Raw genomic sequence first — 23,207 nt, 5'->3', positions numbered from 1 at the left:
GATGTCGGACACCCGGACCGGCGCGGAACAGCGCGGGGAGCAGATTCTCGAGGTCTTCGACACCGCCTTCGGCCGGCTCCTCGCCGCCGACCCCGCGGCCTTCCGCGTGAAGTTCCGCAAGATGGCGGGTTCCGCCTTCGCGTTCTACCGGGGCTCGGCCGCCCTGTTCTACGCCGATCTGGACCGCGAGCAGCACGCCGGCCCCTACCTGGACGAGCGGACCAGCCGGGTCTGGATCCACGGCGACCTGCACGCCGAGAACTTCGGCACGTACATGGACGCCAACGGCCGTCTGGTGTTCAACGTCAACGACTTCGACGAGGCGTTCGTCGGCCCCTTCACCTGGGACCTCAAGCGCTTCGCGGCCTCGGTCGCGCTCATCGGGTACTCCAAGGCGCTGGGAGACGACCAGATCACCGAGCTCGTCCGGGTCTACGCGGCGGCCTACCGCGAGCGGATCCACGCCCTGGCGACGGGCGCCAAGAACGACGAGGTGCCCCCGTTCACGCTGGACACCGCCGAGGGCCCGCTGCTCGGCGCGCTGCGGGTCGCGAGGTCGCTGACCCGCTTCGGGCTGCTGGACTCGATGACGGAGATCCGGGACTTCGAGCGGCGCTTCAGCGCGGGCGGCGGGGCGATCGACCTGGACGCGGCGACCCGCTACAAGGTCCTGGCGGCGTTCGACGGCTATCTGGAGACGCTGCCCGAGTCGAGCCTCGCCCGGCCCGACTCGTACCGGGTGAAGGACGTCGTGGGCCGCCGGGGCATCGGTATCGGGTCGGCGGGCCTGCCCTCGTACAACATCCTCCTGGAGGGCAACAGCGACGCCCTGGAGAACGACGTGGTGATCTACGTCAAGCAGGCGCAGACCCCGGCGGTCTCCCGGCACGTCACCGACTCCGCCGTGCGGGAGTACTTCCAGCACGAGGGCCACCGCACGGTGATCTCGCAGCGCGCCCTGCAGGCGCACGCCGACCCGTGGCTCGGCTGGACGGAGCTGGACGGTGCCGGGCAGCTGGTCGCCGAGGTCTCCCCGTACGCGGTCGATCTGGACTGGTCGGACATCGACGAGCCGGAGGAGATCGCCGCCGTGGTCGCCGACCTCGGCAGAGCCACGGCGACGATGCACTCGGCGGCGGACGACGAGAGCGGGCACTCCCTGGTGCCGTTCTCGACCGAGCGCGCCATCGACGCGGCCGTCGCGGCCGACGAGGAGGGCTTCGCGGATCTGCTGGTGGACTTCGCCCACAGCTACGGCGCGCGTGCCCGTGCCGACCACCAGATCTTCGTGGACCTCTTCCGCAACGGCCGGATCCCGGGGCTGTAGCGGCGGACCGGCGGGCTCCTTAAGGACCCCTTACAGGAACACATGGCACACTCTGCGGCGATGGACGTATCAGGGACCCGGATCAGAGCGGTACGCGCGGCGCTGTTCACCGCGCTCGTCGTCACGCTCTCGTCCGCCTCCCATGTGCTGCTCTCGCGGGTCCCGCTGCCGCTTTCCGTGGTCGCGCTACTGGCGGGGGCCGTCTTCGCCGTGGCGTACGCGCTGGCGGGCCGGGAGCGCGGTTTCGGGGCGATCGCGGGGCTGCTGGTCCCGCTGGAGCTGGCCGCCGACACCGTGTTCACGACCGGCCAGCACCTCTGCTACGGCGCGGCCGGCGGCCCGATCGCGGGTCCGCTGCGCTCCGTGGGCGTCGATGTGCTCTGCGGGGGCGAGGCGGGCCACGGCCCCGAGGGGCTCTCCGGTGTCGCGGCCGTCGGCACACCGCTGGCCGGTGTGACCACCGGCGGGGATCGCGCCGCCGCTCTGCTGGCCGCCCCCGGGCCCGCCGTGCCGTGGCTGCTGCTGGCCGCGCACGTGACGGTGGGCCTGCTGGCCGCGGCGTGGCTGCGGCGAGGGGAGTCCGCGCTCGCGGCGCTGCTGCGGGCGGCGGCGGCGGTCGCCTTCCGTCCGCTGCTGGTCGCCGTCACCGCGGTCGGTGCGATGCGACGGCCCACGCGGCCCGGCGGCCGGGGTGCGGGTGGCCCGCGCCCGCTCGCGCCGGCCCGTTTCCCGGTGCACTCCGTGGGGCGGAGGGGTCCGCCGCGCTCGGCACTCAGCCCTGTCTGAGTCCGCGGCACCCCCTGTTTTCGAGCATCCCCCTTTACGGAGCACCCCCATGAGCAAGCGCAACAGCCAGGCCAACAAGTCCGCCGCACGTGAGCGGCTGCGCGTCGAGCGCGAGCGCCAGGCGAAGAAGGACAAGGCACGCAAGCAGATCGTCGTCGGCGTCTCGGTGGTCGCCGTCCTCGCGATCGCCGGCGGTGTCAGCTACGGCGTGATGCAGCTGAACAAGCCGTCCGCCTGGGAGGCGGCGGCCGACGCGAAGAACGTCACCGCCCCGAAGAACACCTCGGGCACCGACGGCACCACCGTCGTGATCGGCAAGGACAGTGCCAAGAAGACGCTGGAGCTGTACGAGGACTCGCGCTGCCCGATCTGCGCGACCTTCGAGCAGACGGTCGGCGAGACGGTGGCCGAGGACGTCGAGTCCGGCAAGTACAAGATCAAGTACGTCGGTGCCACCTTCATCGACAACTCGGACAGCGGTGAGGGCTCCAAGAACGCCCTGAGCGCGCTGGGCGCGGCACTCGACGTGAGCCCCGAGGCCTTCCTGCAGTACAAGACGGCCCTCTACTCGGCGAAGTACCACCCCGAGGAGACCGACGACAAGTTCGCCAAGGACAGCTACCTGATCGAGGTCGCCGACTCGGTGGACGCGCTCAAGGGCAACAAGGCGTTCCAGAAGGCCGTCGAGGACGGCACGTACGACGCCTGGGCGGTCAAGATGTCCAAGACCTTCGACAAGAGCGGGGTCCAGGGCACGCCGACCCTCAAGATGGACGGCAAGAAGGTGACCGCGGAGGGCAGCGAGAACGCGCCCATGACGGTGGCCGAGTTCAACACGGCGATCACCAAGGCCCTGAAGGGCTGACCGGCGCGGGTGGACCGGAGCACCGCGCCCCTCGGGTGCGGCCGGTGGAGCCCACGGCGCCTCGAGACCGACGGGGCGGGCGAACTTCCTTTGTTCGCCCGCCCCGTCGGTTTTACCCGCCCGTGGGTCTCGCCCGCCCGTCGGTCCTACCCGCCCGTGGGTCTCGCCCGCCCGTCGGCCCCGCCCGTCACGAGGGTGGTGGCCCGCGGCCGGGCGAGAGCGGTCCCGGACGGGTCGGACCGGAACGGGGCCCGGTCGTGGGTACGCCCCTACCGGACCCGCGGGGCGGCACCCGGACGGTCGAACGAGCCGACGCCCCGGGGCGCTGAGCCCTTCCCCAGCCGGGCCCGCGCGGCCTGGTGCGGGGCTCCGGGCGGCTTCGGGGCTCCGGGGCGGCTACAGGGTGGCGAGGAAGCCCAGCGCGACCTTCCACGTCAGGTCGGCGGCGGCCTGGTCGAAGTCGGGCAGGTCCGCGTCGGTGTAGAGGTGCCCGGCACCGGGGTAGCGGTAGATCTCGACGTCGGCGCCGGTCCGCTGCATCTGGAGGTACCAGCTGTTCAGCCAGTCGCCGGACTCGAACGCGTCGGGGTCCGCGACGTGCAGCTGCACGGGCAGTTCGTCCACCGTGACGTTCGGGGCCAGGTCCGACGTGCCGTGCAGGAGCAGCAGCCCTCGCGCCTTGGCGTCACCGAGGGCGAGCGTCTGCGCGATCGACGCGCCCAGGGAGAAACCGGCGTAGACGAGCCCCTGGTCCGAGTAGGGGGCCGCGGCCAGCACCGCCCGCTTGAGCAGCTCGTCCTTGCCGATCTCCTCCTGGAAGGCCATTCCCTCCTCGACCGTCTCGAAGGTGTGACCCTCGAAGAGATCGGGCACGCGCACCTCGTGGCCGGCTGCGCGCAGCCGGTCCGCCGACGCGTGCACGGCCGGCCGCAGACCGTAGGTCGAGTGGAAGAGCATGATGTTCATGCGGTCCATGGTGCCAGGCGCGCCCAGACTCTTGGAGGACGACGGAATGGAGAACATACTGCGGCCGCTGCTGGTGGTGGGCGGTTCGGTGGTGATCACCCTGGTCCTGGGCTGGGTGGTCGACCTGCTGCTGCGGCGCGCCGACAGCCGGCACCACGAGACCCCGCTGTGGGGCCTCCTGCGCCGCTGCCGGCCACCCCTTCAGGTGGTGTTCTGCACGGCGCTGCTGAGGGCGACCTTCACCCAGATCCGTGTGGACCCGGTCAAGGACCACCGCGCCGTGATCGGCCAGGCCCTCACCCTGGTGCTGATCGCCGCCTCGGCCTGGCTGGTCCTGCGCGTCGCGGCGACGGTGGTGGAGTCGTCGTACGCCCGCTACGCCTCGGCCTCCCGGGACGCGGCGCGTGTACGCCGGGTCAGGACGCAGGTCACCCTGATCCAGCGCGTGGTCACCTTCGTGGTCGCGACCGTGGCGATCGCCGCGATGCTGCTCACCTTCCCCGAGATGCGCACGGTCGGTACCTCGATGCTCGCGTCGGCCGGTGTGGTCGGCATCGTCGCCGGTGTCGCGGCCCAGTCGACGCTCGGCAACCTCTTCGCCGGGTTCCAGATCGCCTTCGGCGACATGGTGCGCATCGGTGACACGGTCGTGGTGGACGGCGAGTGGGGCACGGTGGAGGAGATCACGCTGACCTTCCTCGCCGTACGCACCTGGGACGAGCGGCGGATCACGATGCCCGTGTCGTACTTCACCAGCCGGCCGTTCGAGAACTGGTCGCGCGGCGGGGCCCAGATGACCGGCACCGTCTACTTCCAGCTGGACCACTCGGCGCCGATCGCCGCGATGCGGGAGCGGATGCGGGAGATCCTGGGCGAGTGCGCGGCGTGGGACGGCCGGACCTGGTCCCTGGCCGTGACGGACACCACCCCGACGACGATCGAGGTGCGCGCGGTGGTCACCGCGAAGGACGCCGACGACATCTGGACCGCCCGGTGCGCGGTGCGGGAGCAGATGATCGGCTGGCTCCGGGACGAGCACCCGTACGCACTGCCCCGTGTACTGACCGCGCCGGCCGCGCTCACACCGGGCGACCACTGGCCGGAGCTGACGGGCGCCTCCCCGCGCAGGAGCCCTTCGGCGAACGGGCAGAGGCCCGAGATGGACAAGGCCCCCCGTACGGGCCGCGGCTGAGACCTCCGGGAGACCGCCCGGCGCGGCCTGCGCCCACGGGGCGCGTCACAGCGCGGCCTTCGCCCGACGGCTCCCGTCAGCGCAGGCTGCGCATGTCCAGGTTGCGCAGCACCCGGTCCACGACCTCCGGGTCGGAGCCGGGTTCGCTGCGCGCCGAGAGCACCGCGTGGCGGGCGGCGGAGAGGAGTTCCCGCTGCACGCGGCCGAAGGTCCTGATCCGTTCGGCCCGCTGGGTGTACGCCTCCCGCCGCTCCTCGTCGACCATGTCCGGGCTGATCCGGGCCCCGATGTCGTAGGCGGCCCGCTGCAGCCGCTCCTGAACCTCCTCGGGGAAGTCCTCGGCCTCCTCGATCTCCTTGAGGCGCTTCCTGGCCGCCTTGGCCGCCCGGATCGCGAGGGTTCGTTCCAGGGCCTGTTCGGCGTCGGTGTCGGCCCTGACGCCGAGCTTCCGCACCAGCCACGGCAGCGTGAGCCCCTGGACGACGAGGGTGGCCATGACGACGGCGAAGGCGATGAAGACGATCTCGTCCCGCCCGGGGAACGGCTTCCCGTCGTCGGTCTCCAGGGGGATCGCCAGGGCGAGCGCCACGGAGGCCACGCCCCGCATCCCCGCCCACCACATGACGGTGGTCTCACGCCAGTCGGTGGGGATCTCCTCGTCGTAGTCCCGGCGCTTGTGGAGCCGGGTGGCCAGCCAGGTGGCGGGCAGCAGCCACAGCAGGCGTGCGCCGACGACGACCCCGACGATCGCGAGCCCCCAGCCCAGCAGTTCCAGTTCGCGGCCGTCGGCCGTGCCGAAGACGCTGTGGAGTTCGAGCCCGATGAGACCGAAGGCGACTCCGGTCACCAGGGTGTCGACGATCTCCCAGAAGGACCGGCCGGCGAGCCTGCCGAGGACGTCGTCGGCGTCGGCGGTGTGCTCGGCGAGGAAGAGCGCGGTGGTGAGGACGGCGAGCACGCCCGAGCCCCAGAGTTCCTCGGCCAGCACGTAGCTGACGAAGGGCACCAGGAGGGTCAGTCCGACCTGGAGGGTCGCGTCGCCCAGCAGCCCCATGAGTTTGATGGTGAGCCAGCCGAGCACCAGCCCGACCACCACGGCGACGACAGCGGAGAGCACGAGCAGCCCGAACGCCTCCGGGAGCGAGAAGGTGCCGCTCACGGCGGCGGCGATCGCCACGTGGTACAGGACGATCGCCGTGACGTCGTTGAACAGCCCCTCCCCCTCCAGGATGGAGACGAGCCGGCGGGGAAGTCCGAGCGACCCGGCGACCGCCGTGGCCGCGACGGGGTCGGGCGGGGCCACGAGCGCCCCGAGCGCCACGGCCGCGGCGATGGGCAGCCCGGGGACGATCGCGTCGGCGACCGCCGCGACGGCCGCCGTCGTGACGAAGACGAGGGCGACCGCCAGCAGGAAGATGGGCCGCTTGTTGGCCGCGAACTGCCGCCAGGAGGTGCGCTGCACGGAGGCGTAGAGCAGCGGGGGCAGCAGTGCGGGGAGGATGATCTCCGGCGGGATGTCGACGTCGGGCACGAAGTCGGCGAAGGCCATCCCGATCCCGGCGAGCGTCATGAGGACGGGCGCGGGGAGACCGAGCCGTTCCCCCAGTGGCACCGTGACCACCGCTCCGAGGAGAAGCAGGAGCAGGAGTGCCATCTGGTCCACGTGGTGCCGTCCCAACCGCGCCGGGACCGGTCCCGCCGATCAGCGGGCCGGGGCCCCCAGCCTGCCACGCCGGGCCGGTGGCGTTCCGCCACCCCCTGCGTGCCGCGTGGTCAGAGGACCCGGCGCATCGACCGGTGCGGAATCCCGGCGTCCGGGAACTCGGGGCCGTACGCGGCGTATCCGAGCCGCTCGTAGAAGCCGAGGGCGTGGGTCTGGGCGTGCAGGTCGACGGCGGCGAGGCCCAGCCCCCGCGCTTCCTCCTCGATGGCGCGGACCAGCGCGGCGCCGACCCCGAGGCCGCGGGCCGCCTTGGTGACCGCGAGCCTGCCGAGCGAGCCGACGGTGAGGTCACCGCCGGTGCGGTCCCCGGCCTCCTCGCCGTGCAGCAGGCGGCCGGTGCCGAGCGGTGTGCCGTCCGCGGCCACGGCCAGGACGTGCACGGCCGTGGCGTCGAGCGCGTCGTACTCGATGTCCTCCGGGACCCCCTGCTCACCGACGAAGACGTCCTTGCGGACCTGGAAGCAGGCGGCGCGGTCGCCCTCGTCGAGTGCCCTGCGGGTGCTGTACGGGGTGGCGGCGGTCACTGGCTCTCCGCGGAGATGGTGTCGAGGGCGTGGCGCAGGTCGTCGGGGTAGTCGCTGGCGAATTCGACCCAGCCGCCGTCGGCCGGGTGCTCGAAGCCGAGACGGACCGCGTGGAGCCACTGCCGGGTCAGGCCGAGGCGCTTGGCCATCGTCGGGTCGGCGCCGTAGGTGAGGTCACCGACGCAGGGGTGGCGGTGGGCCGACATGTGCACCCGGATCTGGTGGGTGCGGCCGGTCTCCAGCTTGATGTCGAGCAGGCTGGCCGCCCGGTAGGCCTCGATGAGGTCGTAGTGGGTGACGGAGGGCTTGCCCTCGGCGGTGACGGCCCACTTGTAGTCGTGCTGCGGGTGGCGGCCGATCGGTGCGTCGATGGTGCCGCTCATCGGGTCGGGGTGGCCCTGGACCAGCGCGTGGTACTTCTTCTCGACCACCCGGTCGCGGAACTGCGCCTTGAGCAGGGTGTACGCCCGCTCGGACTTGGCGACGACCATCAGGCCGGAGGTGCCGACGTCCAGCCGGTGCACGATGCCCTGGCGTTCGGCCGCACCCGAGGTGGAGATGCGGTAGCCGGCCGCGGCGAGGCCGCCGATCACGGTGGTGCCGGTCCAGCCGGGGCTCGGGTGGGCGGCCACGCCGACCGGCTTCATGATGACCACGATGTCGTCGTCGTCGTGGACGATCTCCATGCCCTCGACGGGCTCGGCGACGATCTGGACCGGAGCGGGTGCCTGAGGCATCTCCACCTCCAGCCAGGCGCCACCGTGCACCCGCTCGGACTTCCCGGCGACCGCGCCGTCCACCTGGACCTTCCCGGCGGCGGCCAGCTCGGCGGCCTTCGTGCGGGAGAAGCCGAACATCCGGGAGATGGCGGCGTCGACGCGCTCGCCCTCCAGACCGTCGGGTACGGGCAGGGTGCGGACCTCGGGATACGTACTCACCAGTCGAGTATGCCTTGCGCCCGTCGGTGCCGTGACCGGAGGTTTGCCTTTCCGGTCACGGCAGCGGCCCTCAGTCCTTGTGGACGGTGCCGTCGGGGTCCAGGCCCTTGAACGAGAGGATCACGATGAGGATTCCGCCGCACACGATGGCGGAGTCGGCGAGGTTGAAGACGGCGAAGTGCGCTGGGGCGATGAAGTCCACCACCGCGCCCTTGAAGACGCCCGGCGCGCGGAAGATCCGGTCGGTGAGGTTTCCGAGCGCCCCGCCGAGCAGCAGCCCCAGGGCGATGGCCCAGGGAAGGCTGTAGAGCTTGCGGGCCAGCCGGACGATGACGACGATCACCACGGCCGCGATGGCGGTGAAGATCACCGTGAACGCCTCGCCGATCCCGAAGGCGGCACCGGCGTTGCGGATCGCGTCGAACTTCAGCCAGTCGCCGAGGATCTCGACGGGTTCCTCGTGCTCCAGTTTCGCGACCACGATCATCTTGCTGACCAGGTCGAGGAGGTAGGCCAGCACGGCCACCCCGAGGAGTACCAGGATCTTCTTCCTGCCCCGTCCGGCCGGCTCGCCGCCGGCCGGGCCCCGGCCCTCGGCGGGCTGCCCGCCCTCGGGCCCGTCAGCCCCTTCGGCATCGGGGATATCCGGCGTACCGATGATGCGCTCCGCCTCTGCCACGTGAGTCCCTCAACCTAGGTGCCTGACTGAGGACGAGGGTACGACACACCCGGCTGAACGGGGGCCCCAGGCCCGGACCGGCCGCCCGGAGTCCCGGGAGACCCGGCCGGGAGGACAGGGACCCCGGGTTACCGAATGGCCGGGAGGCCCCGGCCGGGCGCCGGGACGCCGGGCCCGGAGCCGGGACGCCGAGCCCGGAGCCGGGACGCCGAGCCCGGAGCCGGGACGCCGAGCCCGGTGCCGGGACGCCCGGCCAGGTGCCGGGAGGCTCCGGCCGGGCGCCGGGACGCCGAGTCCGTCTCGGTGGACCGGAACGCCACGCCCCCGGCTCGGCCGGAACGCCGAACGCCGCAGGACGCCGGGCCCGGCCGGTGCGCCCCGCGCCCCGGCCGCACGAGGAGCGGACCGCCTCCTTTACGGCCCGGCCCGTCGTGGCCGGCCCGTGATCTCCGCCGGAGGCCGCCGGCCCGCTCTCAGCCGCGCGGGCGCTCGCGGCCCTCACGGGCCCGGAGGCCCGCCTGCGGCGCTCAGCCGCGCCGTTCCTGCTTCTGCTTGTCCTCCACGCAGAGCGTCGCCCGGGGGAAGGCCTGCATACGCGCCTTCCCGATCGGCTTGCCGCAGACCTCGCAGAGCCCGTAGGTCCCCGCGTCGAGCCGGGCGAGCGCGCGCTCGGTCTGGTCGAGCGTCTCCTGGGCGTGCGCGGCCAGGGACAGCTCGTGCTCGCGGGTGATGTTCTTGGTGCCCGTGTCGGCGTCGTCGTCGCCGGCCCCGTCACCGGAGTCCCGCATCAGTCCCGCCAGAGCCGCCCCGGACGCCTCGAGCTCGGCACGGAGTCTGAGGGCCTCGCCGGCCAGCTCGGTCCGGGCCTCCTCCACCTCCTCCGGGGTCCAGGGATCCTCCCCGGGCCTGACCGCGAGGTCCCCGGGTGCTGTCGCGACCCCTGCCCGGGCAGGGGGGACCGCGGTCGCGGCGCCCTCTCCCGCCGCCGTGGTCCGGGCCGCGCTCTTCTTGGCTACCACCGTGTGGGCTCCTGTCTCCTCGGCGGCCTGGGCCGCCCCCGTGGCCTTCTTCGACGCCTTCTCGGCTGCGCTCTTCTTCGTCGTGCTCTTCTTGGCGGTGCTCTTCTTCGAGGTGCTCTTCCCCGCGGACCCGTGACCGGACGACTCCCCGCCTGCCACCTCCGGGTCAGCGGAGTCCGACGCGGCCCTCTTCGACGCGGCCCGCTTCCTGGCCGTCTTCTTCGCGGCCTTCCTCGCGGTGGCGCCCGCCTGCTCGCCGCCGTCCGTCTCCGGCCCGGCCTCCCCGCCGGCGCCCCCGCTCCCCTCCCCGGCAGCCGCAGCCGTGGATCCTTCGGACGCCGGTACGGCGCTCTTCTTCGCCACCATGGCCGCGGCCCCTTCACATATTGTGATCTTGCACGCGAATCGTGCTGGGACGATAAATCGACCCCAGCCCCGCGGCAACGGGGCACGCCGCCGGTTCGCCCCTCCCCGCGGCAGGACAGTGGCGCGCCTCCAACCGTTGTGCCCAGCTCCCCGCCCGGTAATCCGCCCGTGCGCGCCCCTCGGGACCGCTTCGGTACCGACTGGCCATTCGGGTGCACGGCGCCGGCGCCCGGCGCGGGCGGAATTCGGTCGGCCGTCACCCGTGAGGGCCCGTACACTGGCCGCAGCGAGAGGCATGGATGGGACGAGTAGCGTCGTACGCAGCCAGGAGCGACCCGGGGACGGTGCGAGCCCGGGGGCGAGCGCGTCGTGAAGATCACCCCGGAGCCGCCGGAAGAAAGCTCGGGACAGTGGGCCGCGCCCACGGGCCCCCGAGGCGACTAGAACCGGCTTCGCGACCCCAATGAGGGGGCTCAGGGTGTACTCCCGGGGCCAAGGAGGGTGGTACCGCGGGATCCGATCCGGTTCTCGTCCCTCCGACGGAAGTGGAAGACGTCCGCCGGAGGAAGCCCGCACATGACATCGCCGCAGTACCGCCAGGTACCCGCCCAGGTCGACCTGCCCGCCCTCGAGCACGCCGTGCTCGACTTCTGGCGTGACGGCAAGGTCTTCGCCAAGAGCCTCGAACAGTCCGAGGGCCGCCCGGAGTGGGTCTTCTACGAGGGCCCGCCGACCGCCAACGGCATGCCCGGTGCCCACCACATCGAGGCCCGCGTCTTCAAGGACGTCTTCCCGCGCTTCCGCACCATGCAGGGCTACCACGTCGGCCGCAAGGCCGGCTGGGACTGCCACGGCCTCCCCGTCGAGCTCGCGGTGGAGAAGGAGCTGGGCTTCAACGGCAAGAAGGACATCGAGGCGTACGGCATCGCGGAGTTCAACGCGAAGTGCCGTGAGTCCGTGACCCGGCACACCGACGCCTTCGCCGAGCTCACGACCCGCATGGGGTACTGGGTCGACCTCGACGACGCCTACCGCACGATGGACCCGGAGTACGTCGACTCCGTCTGGTGGTCCCTGAAGCAGATCTTCGCCAAGGACCTGCTGGTCCAGGACCACCGCGTCGCCCCCTGGTGCCCGCGCTGCGGAACCGGACTCTCCGACCACGAGCTGGCCCAGGGGTACGAGACGGTCGTCGACCCCTCGGTGTTCGTCCGCTTCCCGCTGACGAGCGGCCCGCTGGCCGGCGTGGCGGCCCTGCTGGTCTGGACGACGACCCCCTGGACGCTCGTCTCCAACACCGCCGTCGCCGCGCACCCCGACGTCAGTTACGTCGTCGCGACCGACGGCACGGAGAAGCTGGTCGTGGCGCGGCCCCTGGTCGAGAAGGCGCTCGGCGAGGGCTGGGAGCTCACCGGTGAGACCTTCACCGGCCGGGAGATGGAGCGCTGGACGTACGAACGCCCCTTCCAGCTCATCGAGTTCCCGAGCGAGGCGCACTTCGTCGTCAACGCCGAGTACGTCACCACCGAGGACGGTACGGGTCTGGTCCACCAGTCCCCCGCCTTCGGCGCCGACGACCTCCTCGTCTGCCGCTCGTACGGTCTGCCCGTGGTCAACCCGGTGCGCCCCGACGGCACCTTCGAGGAGGGCCTGCCGCTGGTCGGCGGGGTGTTCTTCAAGAAGGCCGACGAGGCTCTCACCGAGGACCTGGACGCCCGGGGGAAGCTCTTCCGCCACGTCCCCTACGAGCACAGCTACCCGCACTGCTGGCGCTGCCACACGGCGCTGCTCTACTACGCGCAGCCGTCCTGGTACATCCGCACCACGGCGGTCAAGGAGCGGCTGCTCCAGGAGAACGAGAAGACCAACTGGTTCCCGGACTCCGTCAAGAACGGCCGCTTCGGCGACTGGCTGAACAACAACGTCGACTGGGCGCTGTCCCGCAACCGCTACTGGGGCACCCCGCTGCCCATCTGGCGCTGCGAGGAGGGCCACCTCACCTGCGTCGGCTCCCGCGCCGAGCTGTCCGAGCTGACCGGGAGCGACCAGTCGGACCTGGACCCGCACCGCCCGTTCATCGACGCGGTGACGTTCGCCTGCACACACGAGGGCTGCGGCCTGGAGGCGTCCCGTGTCCCGGAGGTCATCGACGCCTGGTACGACTCGGGTTCGATGCCGTTCGCACAGTGGGGCTACCCCTACAAGAACAAGGAGATCTTCGAGAGCCGCTACCCGGCGCAGTTCATCTCGGAGGCCATCGACCAGACCCGCGGCTGGTTCTACACGCTGATGGCGGTCGGCACCCTGGTCTTCGACAAGTCCTCGTACGAGAACGTGGTCTGCCTGGGCCACATCCTCGCCGAGGACGGCAGGAAGATGTCCAAGCACCTGGGCAACATCCTTCAGCCGATCCCGCTGATGGACCAGCACGGCGCCGACGCGGTCCGCTGGTTCATGGCGGCGGGCGGTTCCCCCTGGGCGGCCCGCCGGGTCGGCCACGGCACGATCCAGGAGGTCGTCCGCAAGACGCTCCTGACGTACTGGAACACGGTGGCCTTCCAGGCCCTGTACGCCCGCACGTCGGGCTGGGCGCCGTCCGCGGCCGACCCGGCGCCCGCCGACCGCACGGTCCTGGACCGCTGGCTGCTGGGTGAGCTGGGCACGCTGGTGGAGGAGGTCACCACGGCGCTGGAGGGTTACGACACCCAGCGTGCCGGCAAGCTCCTCTCGGCCTTCGTCGACGACCTGTCGAACTGGTACGTCCGCCGCTCCCGGCGCCGGTTCTGGCAGGGCGACAAGGGCGCCCTGCGCACCCTGCACGAGGTCGTGGAGACGGTCACCCGGCTGATGGCGCCGCTGACCCCGTTCATCACCGAGCGGGTCTGGCAGGACCTGGTCGTCCCCGTCACCCCGGACGCCCCGGAGTCGGTGCACCTGTCGTCCTGGCCGAAGGCCGACCCGTCGTCGATCGACCCGGCGCTCTCCTCGCAGATGGCGCTGGTGCGCCGCCTGGTCGAGCTGGGCCGCGCGACGCGGGCCGAGTCGGGCGTCAAGACCCGGCAGCCGCTGTCGCGGGCCCTGGTCGGGGTCACCGGCTTCGAGGCTCTGACGCCGGAGCTGCGCGCGCAGATCACGGAGGAGCTGAACGTCTCCTCGCTGGCCTCGCTCTCGGAGGTCGGCGGCTCGCTGGTCGACACCACGGCCAAGGCGAACTTCCGTGCACTGGGCAAGCGGTTCGGCAAGGGTGTCCAGGCGGTCGCCAAGGCGGTCGCGAACGCCGACGCGGCCGCGCTGTCGCTGGCGCTGCGCGAGGGCACCGCCTCGGTCGAGGTCGAGGGAGAGCTGGTCACCCTCGCCCCCGACGAGGTCATCGTCACGGAGACCCCGCGCGAGGGCTGGTCCGTGGCGTCCGACTCGGGTGCGACGGTCGCACTGGACCTGGAGATCACCCCTGAGCTGCGGGCCGCCGGACTGGCCCGTGACGCGATCCGGCTGATCCAGGAGGCCCGGAAGAACAGCGGGCTGGACGTGGCGGACCGGATCGCGGTCCGCTGGACCTCCGCCTCGCCGGAGACGGCCGCTGCCCTGACCGAGCACGCGGCGCTCATCGCCGACGAGGTCCTGGCCCTGGACTACGCGCAGGGCGAGGCGGACGACACGTACGGCGAGCCGTTCGAGGACGAGGGCCTGGCCCTCACCTTCCGCCTCCGCAAGACGGAGCGCTGAGCCGCCTCCGGCAGCCGCGGGGCCCGTCCGTCCAGGGCGGGCCCCGCGGCACGTCCGCCGCCGGGCAGAGCCGTGGGGCTCCAGCGCCCCGCAGCAGCAGAGCAGCTGCGGGGCGGGGTGTGACGGACCTTCCCGGTCTCCCCCGGCCGCCGGCCGGCAGGGGCACCTGAGCACTCCGGAGCCGCCTGCCGTACGCATCAGCGGGAGCCCGGCCGGACATGTTCCGGCCGGGCTCCTGTCGTTCGGTGGAGGCTCGGTTCCGCGCCTCCACCCGCGCGGCGACCACCGTCGCCCTCGTACACGATGTCCCGCACGGCGTCCCAGGGGCCGGACAGGCCGCTGCGCTCCCCTCCCCGCGCTCCGGACACCACAAAGGGCCGGGCCCCGGGGATACCCCGGGGCCCGGCCCTCTGCCTGCCGACGGCTACGCGCTCAGCGAGCGCGTCCCGCTCAGTTGTCGTCCTCGTCGATCAGGAACCCGCGCATCGGCGACGGGGCCTGCTGCATCGGCTGCGGGGCCTGCGGCCGCACCGGTGCCATCGGCTGCGTCATCGCGGGCGACATCTGCTGCTGGCCGCCACCGTAGGACGGGCCACCGCCCATGGACTGGCTGCCGCCGCCCATCTGCTGGTTGCCGTGGCCACCGTGGTTGCCGCCCATGGTGTGTCCCATGGCACCCGCACCGGCCGGAGCCAGCGAGGGCGACGGCGGCAGCGAGGCGGCTGCGGGGGTCCGCGGCGGAGCCAGCGAGTCGTCGGCCTGGGTCTCCAGCTGACGCAGCTGGCTCTCCAGGTACGACTTCAGGCGCGTCCGGTACTCGCGCTCGAAGCCCCGCAGGTCCTCGACCTTGCGCTCCAGCGTCGCGCGGGCCGACTCCAGCGAGCCCATCGCCACGCGGTGCTTCTCCTGCGCGTCCCGCTCCAGGGCGTCGGCCTTGGCACGGGCGTCACGCTCGAGACCCTCGGCTCGGCTGCGCGCCTCGCCGACGATCTTGTTGGCCTCGGAACGGGCCTCCGCGATCGCCTGGTCGGCGGTCTGCTGCGCGAGGGAGAGGACACGGGCGGCGCTGTCGCCACCGGGGCCCTGACCGGGCTGCTGCATCTGCTGCTGCTGCATCTGCTGCATCTGCTGCTGCGGGGCGTGACCGCCCATGGGGCCGCCCATCGGGCCACCCATGGGACCGCCCTGCATCGGGCCGGGGCCGTGCGGGCCCTGCGGACCGGGGCCGTGGCCGCCCTGAGGACCGTGGCCACTGGGGCCGGCGGGCAGCTGCGGAGCTCCACCGGGCAGCTGGGGGGGACCCATCTGCGGGGGCTGCTGCTGCACCGGCGGACCAGATATGGCGGCGGGCACGGGTGCCCCTGGCCTGTCCTGCTGCTCAGGGGGTTTGCGCATGCCCTGCTGCTGCTGGTTCTGCGCGGCCGCGCGCGTGGCGGCGGCCAGCTTCGCGCGCAGGTCCTCGTTCTCACGGAGCAGACGCGTCAGTTCCGATTCGACCTCGTCGAGGAAGGCATCGACCTCGTCCTCGTCATAGCCTTCTCGGAGGCGGACGGTCGTGAACTGCTTGTTCCGCACGTCCTCAGGGGTCAGCGGCATCTCTTCTTCACCTCTACGTAGTCGTCGGCAGTCGGCAAGACCGTATCGTTCACACGCTGCTCGCAAGCTTGCCCACGAGGCTGAGCAGAATGTAGACGATGATCATCAGAACGAAGAAGGACAGGTCAAGCGCCACGCCCCCGAGACGCAACGGCGGTATGAACCGCCGCAGAAGCTTCAGCGGTGGATCCGTGACAGTGTAAGTGCCCTCGAGAACGACCACCATCGCCTTGCCTGGCTGCCATGAACGCGCGAATTGGAAGACGTAGTCCATGACCAGCCGGAAGATCAGCACGATGAGGAAACACATCAGCGCGATATAGACCACATCCAGTGCGACGCCCATGTCCCGCGCTTCCCTCTCCCCTGGCTCTCGTGGCCCGGCCTCCCGGCCGGGGTTCGTTCCCGGTGTTCTCAGCTCTGGTTGAAGAACCCGCCCTCAGCGATACGGGCCTTGTCCTCCGCCGTGACATCGACGTTAGCAGGCGACAACAGGAACACCTTCTGCGTCACACGCTCAATGCTGCCATGGAGACCGAAGACGAGTCCCGCGGCAAAGTCGACAAGTCGCTTCGCATCGGTGTCGTCCATCTCCGTGAGATTCATGATCACCGGAGTGCCCTCACGGAAGTGTTCCCCGATGGTACGGGCCTCGTTGTAGGTCCTGGGGTGCAGCGTCGTGATCCGGTAGGGCTCCCGCTCGGACACGACCTTGGGCATGATCACCGGTGCGTTCTTCTCCAGGTTCGGGCGGTCAGGTGTGATGGATGCCACGGGGGCGATTCGGGCGGGTCGTCCGCTTTCCGCCGGCAGCTGAACCGGCTCCCGCGGTGCGGGCGGCTGCACCGCTCGCACCGGCTCCTCCCGTTCCCGCTCCACCGGATGCGCGGGCTGATGCCGCCGCCGGTCGCGTTCGGGCTCCGGCTCGGGTTCGAATTCGTCGTCGGGGTCGAACCCCGGACCGTCGTACCCATCGTCCTCCACGAGGCCGAGGTAGACCGCCATCTTGCGCATCGCGCCGGCCATGCTCCGAGTCCTCCGCTCTGTGGTGGATCGGCATTCGTGTCACCAAGTGCCCGAGATCCACTCCGGCCCACCCGCGTCGAGCGGGAATGACCATATTTTCTGCTGTGGTCCGACTTGCTTCGCGACGTTACCCGAGCCGGGGTCGGACTCCGAGTACCGCCGTACCGACGCGTACATGTGTCGCCCCGGCCGCGATCGCGTCCTCGAGATCCGCGCTCATCCCAGCAGAGACCATGTTCGCAGCCGGATGGTTCCCGCGCAGGCGGGATGAGATTTCCATCAGCCGGTCGAAAGCGGCCCGTTGCCGTCCGGCGTAGGCGCCGGCGAGCGGCGCGACGGTCATCAGGCCGTCCAGCCTGAGCCCCCGCGCGGCCTCGACCGACGCGGCCAACTCCTCGACCGCGTCCGGCGCGACGCCTCCCCGGTCGCCGCGCTCACCGCTCCCGGCGTCGAGCGCCACCTGGATGAGGCAGCCGAGCTCGCGTTCCTCCCTGACCGCCGCGGCCGACAGGGCGGTGACCAGCTTCACCCGGTCCACCGACTGCACCATGTCGGCATAACCCGTCACGGATCGGACCTTGTTGGTCTGCAACTGGCCGACGAAGTGCCAGGTGAGCGACAGATCCGCACAATCTGCGGCCTTCGGCGCCGCGTCCTGGTCACGGTTCTCCGCGACGTGACGCACGCCGAGCCCGTGCAGGATACGCACGTCGGAGGCGGGGTAGGTCTTGGTGACGACGATGAGCGTCACCTCGTCCCGCTCCCGTCCTGCCGCCGCGCAGGCGGCGGCGATGCGCTCCTCCACCCGCTCCAGGTTCGCGGCGAGTTGGGTCCTGCGATCCGTCATGCCCTATCCGTCCAGCCAGACATAGCCGGCGAGCCGCCCCGTGGTGCGGTCGCGGCGGTACGAGAAGTGATCGGCCGATTCCAGCGTGCAGTGCGGCGAACTCCGCCGGTCGCGCACCCCGAGCGCCTCCAGCTGGGCATGGACCCCGGCCGTGACGTCCACCGCGGGTGTGCCCCAACTGGTCCGTGACCACGATGCCGGGACCACTTCGGCGACCTCGGCACGCATCCGCTCCGGAACTTCGTAGCACCGGCCGCAGACGGCCGGTCCGGTGCGGGCGACGATCCTGGAGGGCTGCGCGCCGAGTTCGGTCATCGCCTCGACCGCCGCCGGGACGACACCCGCGACCAGGCCGGGACGCCCGGCGTGGGCGGCCGCGGCCACACCGGCGACCGGATCGGCGAGGAGCACGGGGGTGCAGTCCGCGGTGAGCACCGCGAGCGCGAGTCCGCGCCGGGCCGTCACCACCGCGTCCACGGAGGGGATGTCCGGGTCGTCACCCCAGGGGCCGTCGACCACGGCCACGTCACGGCCGTGCACCTGGTTCATCCAGACCACCCGGGCCGGGTCGAGACCGAGGGAACCGGCCGCGCGGGCGCGGTTCGTGACGACGGCGGCGGGGTCGTCACCGACCGCGCCGCCGAGGTTGAGCTCCTCGTACGGAGCGGCGCTCACTCCGCCCCACCGGTCGGTGAAGGCGAAATGGGCGCCGCCCGCCGAAGACTCCGCGGTTTCCACCGCGTGCCGCGGACCTATCACTTCAAGAAGTCCGGTACGTCCAGCTCCTCGGCCTGGCTGTCCTGGTACGGACGGGCCGTCGGGACGTGCGGCGGGGAGACCGGGGGGAGCGAGGTCTCGTTGGCCACCGGGGCCGGCTCCGCCGGCGCCTGGGGCTGCTCCTCACGCGGGGGGACCGAGCCGAGGCCTCCGGTCTGGCGCGGCGGCTCGGCGCTCCGGGCCGGCGGCGCCGGCTCCTCGCGCTTGCCCGCTCCCGCACCGAGGACGTTCTCCCTGCGGGCCGGCGGCTGCCCGCCGTCGAACCCGGCGGCGATGACCGTGACCCGGACCTCGTCACCGAGGGCGTCGTCGATGACGGCACCGAAGATGATGTTCGCCTCGGGGTGGGCCGCCTCGCTGACCAGCTGCGCGGCCTCGTTGATCTCGAAGAGACCGAGGTCGCTGCCGCCGGAGATGGAGAGCAGGACGCCGCGGGCGCCGTCGATGGACGCCTCCAGGAGCGGCGAGGAGATCGCCATCTCCGCCGCGGCCACCGCGCGGTCGTCGCCGCGTGCCGAGCCGATGCCCATGAGCGCGGAACCCGCCTCGGACATGACCGACTTGACGTCGGCGAAGTCGAGGTTGATCAGGCCCGGGGTGGTGATGAGGTCGGTGATGCCCTGGACGCCCGAGAGCAGCACCTGGTCGGCCGACTTGAAGGCGTCGAGCACGCTGACCTGGCGGTCCGAGATGGACAGCAGCCGGTCGTTGGGGATGACGATGAGGGTGTCGACCTCTTCGCGGAGCTCGGCGATGCCGTCCTCCGCCTGGTTCGCGCGCCGCCGGCCCTCGAAGGTGAACGGGCGGGTGACCACACCGATCGTGAGGGCGCCCAGCGAGCGTGCGATGTTGGCGACGACGGGTGCGCCGCCGGTGCCGGTTCCGCCGCCTTCTCCGGCGGTGACGAAGACCATGTCGGCCCCCTTGAGGACCTCCTCGATCTCCTCACGGTGGTCCTCTGCCGCCTTGCGACCGACAGCCGGGTTCGCCCCGGCTCCGAGGCCACGGGTGAGTTCACGGCCGACGTCGAGCTTGACGTCGGCGTCGCTCATCAACAGTGCTTGCGCATCGGTGTTGATCGCGATGAACTCGACGCCTTTGAGACCGACCTCGATCATTCGGTTGATGGCATTGACACCACCGCCGCCGACACCGATGACCTTGATGACTGCGAGGTAGTTCTGCGGTGCTGCCACGTCGAAGGCCTCTCGCCTCGAGTTACGTGTCGTCGCTGCGCGGTTGTCCCGCGGCGACGACGGATGCCGATGGGGCCGGTCCGGACGCCGACCCAAACCCTAACGCTGAAGTTTAGGGTTACCAGTGTGTCTGTTTCTTGGACTCTTCCGAACAGGACACTAAGTCGACAAGTGGCGCACGTTCAACGAACACGCCGAACCTCCCGTTTTTCTTTTCACCCTATGTGATCACCCGTAGCGCTGACCAACCAGGGGGCTGGCCAGGCAAAACGCGCGTCAACTCTTCGACGCCGCCGGTGCGGTGGGCGCGCTCACGTCGAAGTGTCCCGCTTTGGGAGAGGCTTTCATGAGAGCCGTGAGCACCCTCGCCTTGACGGGCCCCTCCTCACTGCTTCCCCACATCACCGTGCGGTCCCGGGTGAGTTGCAGGACCGCGGAGTCGAAGGACGTGATCCGCACGGCCTCGGTCTCCCCGGCCAGCTTCGCCGGGAGGTCCCCCGCGATACGGACGGCTTCCCTCACCAGGCGGTCGGAACCGAAGCGGCGCAGGCTCGGGGAACCGTCCGGCTCCAGCTCCAGCAGGGGGACATGGCCGGGCGCTTCGTCCACCGTGGCGAAACGGACGCCCTCGGCGTCCACTTCGATGAACTTCTCGCCCTTCGCCACCAGCAGGACGGGCTTGCGTTCGGTCACTTCGAGGCGGAGACCGTGCGGCCATGACCGTACGACATCCACGGAGTCGACACGAGGCAGCTTCTGGCGCAGCCGGGCGGCGACGGCCGCCGTGTCCACGGAGACCAGCGGGGATCCGACCGGGGCCGCGGCGGCCGTCTCGACCTCGCTCCGGGTCAGCACGTCGGTTCCGGTGACCGTCACCCGCTCCAGCCTGAGCCAGGACGATCCGTAGAGCACCCACACCGTGGCGGCAGTGGTCGCCACGAGGCCGAGTACGGCCAGAACCAGTCGCGTACGGCCGGTCAGCCGCCGCCCTCCAGGGCCGATATGGGGCGGGCGGGCCGGGGTGTCCGCCCGCTCGGCCTCACCGCGCTGGGCGGTCGTCGGTCCGGCCACGCTCGCTCCTTCGCCGGGCCCGGGGTGCACACCCCGGGCCCGCACCGCCTCACGCCTTGCGGCGTGAGGCAATCGCCTCGTACACCATGCCGACGAGGAGGTCGTCGGCGTCCCGTCGCCCGAACTCCGCGGCGGCTCGGGACATCTCGTACAGCCGGTGCGGATCCGAGAGCACCGGAAGGACGTTGCCCTGCACCCATTCCGGGGTGAGCGCCGCGTCGTCCACCAGCAGTCCGCCGCCGGCGTTGACCACCGGCTGGGCGTTCAGCCGCTGTTCGCCGTTGCCGATCGGCAACGGGACGTAGGCGGCGGGCAGCCCGACGGCGGAGAGTTCGGCGACGGTCATCGCGCCCGCGCGGCAGAGCATCATGTCGGCCGCCGCGTACGCGAGGTCCATCCGGTCCACGTACGGTACCGGGATGTAGGGCGGCATCCCGGGCATGTTGTCGATACGCGGCAATTCGTTCTTCGGACCGACCACGTGCAGGATCTGGATCCCGGACCGCTGGAGCAGCGGCGCGATCCGCTGGACGACCTCGTTGAGGTGCCGGGCGCCCTGCGAACCGCCGGAGACGAGCAGGGTCGGCAGGTTGGGGTCGAGGCCGAAGGCCGCGCGCGCCTCCGGGCGGACGCGGGCCCGGTCCAGGGTCGCGATGGTGCGGCGCAGCGGGATCCCGATGTAGCGGGCGTCGCGCAGCTTGCTGTCCGGGGTCGACACGGCGACTCCGTGGGCGTACCGCGAGCCGATCTTGTTGGCCAGGCCGGGCCGGGCGTTGGCCTCGTGGACGACGATCGGGACTCCGGCGCGCTTGGCCGCCAGATAGCCGGGCAGGGCGACGTAGCCGCCGAAGCCGACCACGCAGTCCGCCTTGGTGCGTTCCAGGATCTGCTCGGCGGCCTTGATGGTGCCGCGCAGCCGCCCCGGCACGGTGATGAGTTCGGGAGTGGGCTTACGAGGCAGCGGCACGGCGGGGATCAGTGCCAGTTCGTACCCCCGCTCGGGTACGAGCCTGGTCTCGAGTCCGCGCTCCGTGCCGAGGGCAGTGATTCCCACGGTCGGGTCCTGCCTCCGCAGGGCGTCTGCGAGGGCAAGCGCGGGCTCGATGTGCCCGGCGGTCCCCCCGCCGGCGAGTACGACATGCACCGAAATTCACCGCTCTCCGGACGGACGCTTCGTGACGCGCCGTCTCATCGTCTTCCATCTGACCCCGGGCCTCCGCATGGCCAGGGCCGCTTTCGCCGCAGGGTCGTCACGCGCGAACGCGATCATGAGCCCGACGGCGAACATGGTCGGCAGCAGGGCCGACCCCCCGTAGGAGAACAGCGGCAGCGGGACTCCGGCGATCGGCAACAGACCGAGCACCGCACCGATGTTGATCACGGCCTGCGCCGTGATCCAGGTGGTCACGCCTCCCGCTGCGTACCTCACGAAGGGGTCCTCCGTGCGTCCGGCCACGCGGATACCCGCATAGCCTAGAGCCGCGAAGAGGGCGAGTACCGACAGCGTCCCCGCCAGCCCCAGCTCCTCACCGGTGATGGCGAAGATGAAGTCGGTGTGCGGCTCGGGAAGTTGACCCCATTTTTCCACACTCGCACCGAGCCCGGATCCGAACCATCCGCCGGAGGCGAGAGCGTAGATTCCGTGCACCGCCTGCCAGCACGAGTCCCCGGGGCCGGGTTCGGACGCTCCGATGCAGCTGAGGCGGGACATCCGGTTGGGGCTGGTCTTGATGAGCAGGAAACCGATCAGGCCGGCGAAGGCGAGCACCCCGGCGAAGAGCCGTGTGGGGGCGCCGGCCAGCCAGAGGAGGCCGAAGAGGATCGCCGTGAGGATGATCGCCGTCCCCATGTCGCCGCCGAGCATGATCAGTCCGAGCAGCATGAAGGCGACGGGCACCAGCGGGACGAGCATGTGCTTCCACTGGGCCAGCAGCCGCTTGTCCTGCTTGCGGGCGAGCAGGTCGGCGCCCCAGAGGATGAGGGCGAGCTTGCCGAACTCACTGGGCTGGAGCTGGAAGGGACCGCCGACGCGGATCCAGTTCTGGTTGCCGTTGACCGACATCCCTATTCCCGGCACCTGGACCAGGACCATGAGGAAGACCGTCACCATGAGCAGCGGGTAGGCCAGCGCCCGGTGGAGCTTGACGGGCATCCTGGAGGCCAGCAGCATCAGTCCGGCCCCGATCACGGCGGCGAGGAACTGCTTGCGGAAGAAGTACGTTCCCGGCCGCGCCAGTTCCAGGGCCTTGATCATCGAGGCGGAGTAGACCATGACGAGGCCGAGCACGATGATCAGCAGACTCGACCCGAGGATCAGGTAGTAGGCGGTGAGCGGGCGGTCCCAGGCCCGTCGCGCCTGCTCGTACAGCCGTCGTGCGCCGGCTCCGCGGCGCGGCCCGGACGGCGGCGCACCGGCCCCGCGCGGGCGGCGTGACGCCGGGGGCCGCCGGGACCCGGCGGCGGGCCCGCTCCGCGCCGCGAGCCCCGGGAAGGGGCCGGCGGGCAGGGGCGGGGTGGCCGCCGCGGTGGCCCGCGGGCGGCCTCCGCGGGCGGCTGCGCTCTCGTCGGCCGGCATTGTCGCTG

At 71.5% G+C, this 23,207-nt stretch carries 20 protein-coding genes; 5 read left to right on the top strand and 15 right to left on the bottom strand.

Translation table 11 applies throughout. The features are described 5' to 3' along the window. Position 1 precedes the first annotated feature (1 nt). Genes ACFXOA_RS09995 through ACFXOA_RS09985 form a run of 3 tightly spaced genes read left to right on the top strand, consistent with a single transcriptional unit; the run spans position 2 to position 2,978 of the window. The gene (locus ACFXOA_RS09995) at positions 2 to 1,327 is read left to right on the top strand and encodes a DUF2252 domain-containing protein (RefSeq protein ID WP_385024542.1); all 1,326 of its coding nucleotides are present in this window, start codon (positions 2 to 4) and stop codon (positions 1,325 to 1,327) included. 60 nt (positions 1,328 to 1,387) lie between these two features. Beyond that, positions 1,388 to 2,113: a hypothetical protein gene (locus ACFXOA_RS09990; protein ID WP_385024540.1), complete on the top strand. Its 726-nt coding sequence runs from the start codon at positions 1,388 to 1,390 to the stop codon at positions 2,111 to 2,113. A 49-nt stretch (positions 2,114 to 2,162) separates the two neighbouring features. Further along, complete coding sequence (locus ACFXOA_RS09985) at positions 2,163 to 2,978, top strand: DsbA family protein (RefSeq protein ID WP_385024538.1); 816 nt, start codon at positions 2,163 to 2,165, stop codon at positions 2,976 to 2,978. A gap of 396 nt (positions 2,979 to 3,374) precedes the next feature. Here ACFXOA_RS09985 and ACFXOA_RS09980 read toward each other — a convergent pair whose 3' ends face one another. Continuing rightward, positions 3,375 to 3,953: a dienelactone hydrolase family protein gene (locus ACFXOA_RS09980; protein ID WP_385024536.1), complete on the bottom strand. Its 579-nt coding sequence runs from the start codon at positions 3,951 to 3,953 to the stop codon at positions 3,375 to 3,377. Between the two features lie 37 nt (positions 3,954 to 3,990). Between ACFXOA_RS09980 and ACFXOA_RS09975 the strand changes: the two genes are divergently transcribed. Further along, entirely contained in the window at positions 3,991 to 5,136 is a 1,146-nt protein-coding gene (locus ACFXOA_RS09975) for a mechanosensitive ion channel family protein (protein WP_385024534.1), read from the top strand. A gap of 76 nt (positions 5,137 to 5,212) precedes the next feature. Here the strand turns inward: ACFXOA_RS09975 and ACFXOA_RS09970 are convergent, their stop codons facing one another. From ACFXOA_RS09970 to ACFXOA_RS09950, 5 genes are all read right to left on the bottom strand, one after another. Next, on the bottom strand, positions 5,213 to 6,799 hold the full coding sequence (locus ACFXOA_RS09970) for a Na+/H+ antiporter (protein ID WP_385024532.1): 1,587 nt from the start codon (positions 6,797 to 6,799) through the stop codon (positions 5,213 to 5,215). 110 nt (positions 6,800 to 6,909) lie between these two features. Beyond that, positions 6,910 to 7,383 (bottom strand): GNAT family N-acetyltransferase, encoded by a 474-nt coding sequence (locus ACFXOA_RS09965; RefSeq protein ID WP_385024530.1) that lies wholly within the window; start codon positions 7,381 to 7,383, stop codon positions 6,910 to 6,912. Next, positions 7,380 to 8,321, bottom strand: a complete 942-nt coding sequence (locus tag ACFXOA_RS09960) for an RluA family pseudouridine synthase (protein ID WP_385024528.1) — start codon at positions 8,319 to 8,321, stop codon at positions 7,380 to 7,382. Before ACFXOA_RS09960 ends, ACFXOA_RS09965 begins: the two co-directional genes overlap by 4 nt. A 70-nt stretch (positions 8,322 to 8,391) precedes the next feature. Continuing rightward, the gene (gene lspA, locus ACFXOA_RS09955; RefSeq protein WP_385024526.1) at positions 8,392 to 9,000 is read right to left on the bottom strand and encodes a signal peptidase II; all 609 of its coding nucleotides are present in this window, start codon (positions 8,998 to 9,000) and stop codon (positions 8,392 to 8,394) included. Between the two features lie 527 nt (positions 9,001 to 9,527). After that, the gene (locus ACFXOA_RS09950) at positions 9,528 to 10,385 is read right to left on the bottom strand and encodes a TraR/DksA C4-type zinc finger protein (protein ID WP_385024524.1); all 858 of its coding nucleotides are present in this window, start codon (positions 10,383 to 10,385) and stop codon (positions 9,528 to 9,530) included. A gap of 576 nt (positions 10,386 to 10,961) precedes the next feature. Between ACFXOA_RS09950 and ileS the strand changes: the two genes are divergently transcribed. Continuing rightward, on the top strand, positions 10,962 to 14,111 hold the full coding sequence (gene ileS, locus ACFXOA_RS09945) for an isoleucine--tRNA ligase (RefSeq protein WP_385024522.1): 3,150 nt from the start codon (positions 10,962 to 10,964) through the stop codon (positions 14,109 to 14,111). 450 nt (positions 14,112 to 14,561) lie between these two features. Here ileS and ACFXOA_RS09940 read toward each other — a convergent pair whose 3' ends face one another. From ACFXOA_RS09940 to ftsW, 9 genes are all read right to left on the bottom strand, one after another. Beyond that, on the bottom strand, positions 14,562 to 15,707 hold the full coding sequence (locus tag ACFXOA_RS09940) for a DivIVA domain-containing protein (RefSeq protein ID WP_385024520.1): 1,146 nt from the start codon (positions 15,705 to 15,707) through the stop codon (positions 14,562 to 14,564). A gap of 49 nt (positions 15,708 to 15,756) precedes the next feature. After that, on the bottom strand, positions 15,757 to 16,053 hold the full coding sequence (locus ACFXOA_RS09935; protein WP_014156754.1) for a YggT family protein: 297 nt from the start codon (positions 16,051 to 16,053) through the stop codon (positions 15,757 to 15,759). A gap of 68 nt (positions 16,054 to 16,121) precedes the next feature. Then, positions 16,122 to 16,733, bottom strand: coding sequence for a cell division protein SepF (locus tag ACFXOA_RS09930; protein ID WP_362547593.1), 612 nt, complete (start codon positions 16,731 to 16,733; stop codon positions 16,122 to 16,124). 127 nt (positions 16,734 to 16,860) lie between these two features. After that, the gene (locus tag ACFXOA_RS09925; RefSeq protein ID WP_385024517.1) at positions 16,861 to 17,580 is read right to left on the bottom strand and encodes a YggS family pyridoxal phosphate-dependent enzyme; all 720 of its coding nucleotides are present in this window, start codon (positions 17,578 to 17,580) and stop codon (positions 16,861 to 16,863) included. Between the two features lie 3 nt (positions 17,581 to 17,583). Then, entirely contained in the window at positions 17,584 to 18,318 is a 735-nt protein-coding gene (pgeF, locus tag ACFXOA_RS09920) for a peptidoglycan editing factor PgeF (RefSeq protein ID WP_385024515.1), read from the bottom strand. A gap of 17 nt (positions 18,319 to 18,335) precedes the next feature. Next, entirely contained in the window at positions 18,336 to 19,553 is a 1,218-nt protein-coding gene (gene ftsZ / locus ACFXOA_RS09915; protein ID WP_385024513.1) for a cell division protein FtsZ, read from the bottom strand. Between the two features lie 276 nt (positions 19,554 to 19,829). Beyond that, the gene (locus ACFXOA_RS09910) at positions 19,830 to 20,624 is read right to left on the bottom strand and encodes a cell division protein FtsQ/DivIB (RefSeq protein ID WP_385024511.1); all 795 of its coding nucleotides are present in this window, start codon (positions 20,622 to 20,624) and stop codon (positions 19,830 to 19,832) included. Positions 20,625 to 20,673: 49 nt separating this feature from the next. Beyond that, positions 20,674 to 21,768, bottom strand: a complete 1,095-nt coding sequence (gene murG / locus ACFXOA_RS09905) for an undecaprenyldiphospho-muramoylpentapeptide beta-N-acetylglucosaminyltransferase (protein ID WP_385024509.1) — start codon at positions 21,766 to 21,768, stop codon at positions 20,674 to 20,676. A 6-nt stretch (positions 21,769 to 21,774) separates the two neighbouring features. After that, positions 21,775 to 23,199 (bottom strand): putative lipid II flippase FtsW, encoded by a 1,425-nt coding sequence (ftsW, locus tag ACFXOA_RS09900; RefSeq protein ID WP_385024507.1) that lies wholly within the window; start codon positions 23,197 to 23,199, stop codon positions 21,775 to 21,777. Positions 23,200 to 23,207 lie beyond the last annotated feature (8 nt).

This window comes from Streptomyces sp. NPDC059166, from assembly GCF_042755185.1.
Classification (GTDB): Bacteria; Actinomycetota; Actinomycetes; order Streptomycetales; family Streptomycetaceae; genus Streptomyces.
The sequence above is the reverse complement of the archived record's forward strand: the minus strand, read 5'-3'. Positions and strand labels throughout refer to the sequence as shown.

Coding starts and splice junctions, on each gene's coding strand:
- ACFXOA_RS09995 (WP_385024542.1), top strand. CDS start 2: ATGTCGGACACCCGGACCGGCGCGGAACAGCGCGGGGAGCAGATTCTC.
- ACFXOA_RS09990 (WP_385024540.1), top strand. CDS start 1,388: ATGGACGTATCAGGGACCCGGATCAGAGCGGTACGCGCGGCGCTGTTC.
- ACFXOA_RS09985 (WP_385024538.1), top strand. CDS start 2,163: ATGAGCAAGCGCAACAGCCAGGCCAACAAGTCCGCCGCACGTGAGCGG.
- ACFXOA_RS09980 (WP_385024536.1), bottom strand. CDS start 3,953: ATGGACCGCATGAACATCATGCTCTTCCACTCGACCTACGGTCTGCGG.
- ACFXOA_RS09975 (WP_385024534.1), top strand. CDS start 3,991: ATGGAGAACATACTGCGGCCGCTGCTGGTGGTGGGCGGTTCGGTGGTG.
- ACFXOA_RS09950 (WP_385024524.1), bottom strand. CDS start 10,385: ATGGTGGCGAAGAAGAGCGCCGTACCGGCGTCCGAAGGATCCACGGCT.
- ileS (WP_385024522.1), top strand. CDS start 10,962: ATGACATCGCCGCAGTACCGCCAGGTACCCGCCCAGGTCGACCTGCCC.
- ACFXOA_RS09940 (WP_385024520.1), bottom strand. CDS start 15,707: ATGCCGCTGACCCCTGAGGACGTGCGGAACAAGCAGTTCACGACCGTC.
- ACFXOA_RS09935 (WP_014156754.1), bottom strand. CDS start 16,053: ATGGGCGTCGCACTGGATGTGGTCTATATCGCGCTGATGTGTTTCCTC.
- ACFXOA_RS09930 (WP_362547593.1), bottom strand. CDS start 16,733: ATGGCCGGCGCGATGCGCAAGATGGCGGTCTACCTCGGCCTCGTGGAG.
- ACFXOA_RS09925 (WP_385024517.1), bottom strand. CDS start 17,580: ATGACGGATCGCAGGACCCAACTCGCCGCGAACCTGGAGCGGGTGGAG.
- ftsW (WP_385024507.1), bottom strand. CDS start 23,199: ATGCCGGCCGACGAGAGCGCAGCCGCCCGCGGAGGCCGCCCGCGGGCC.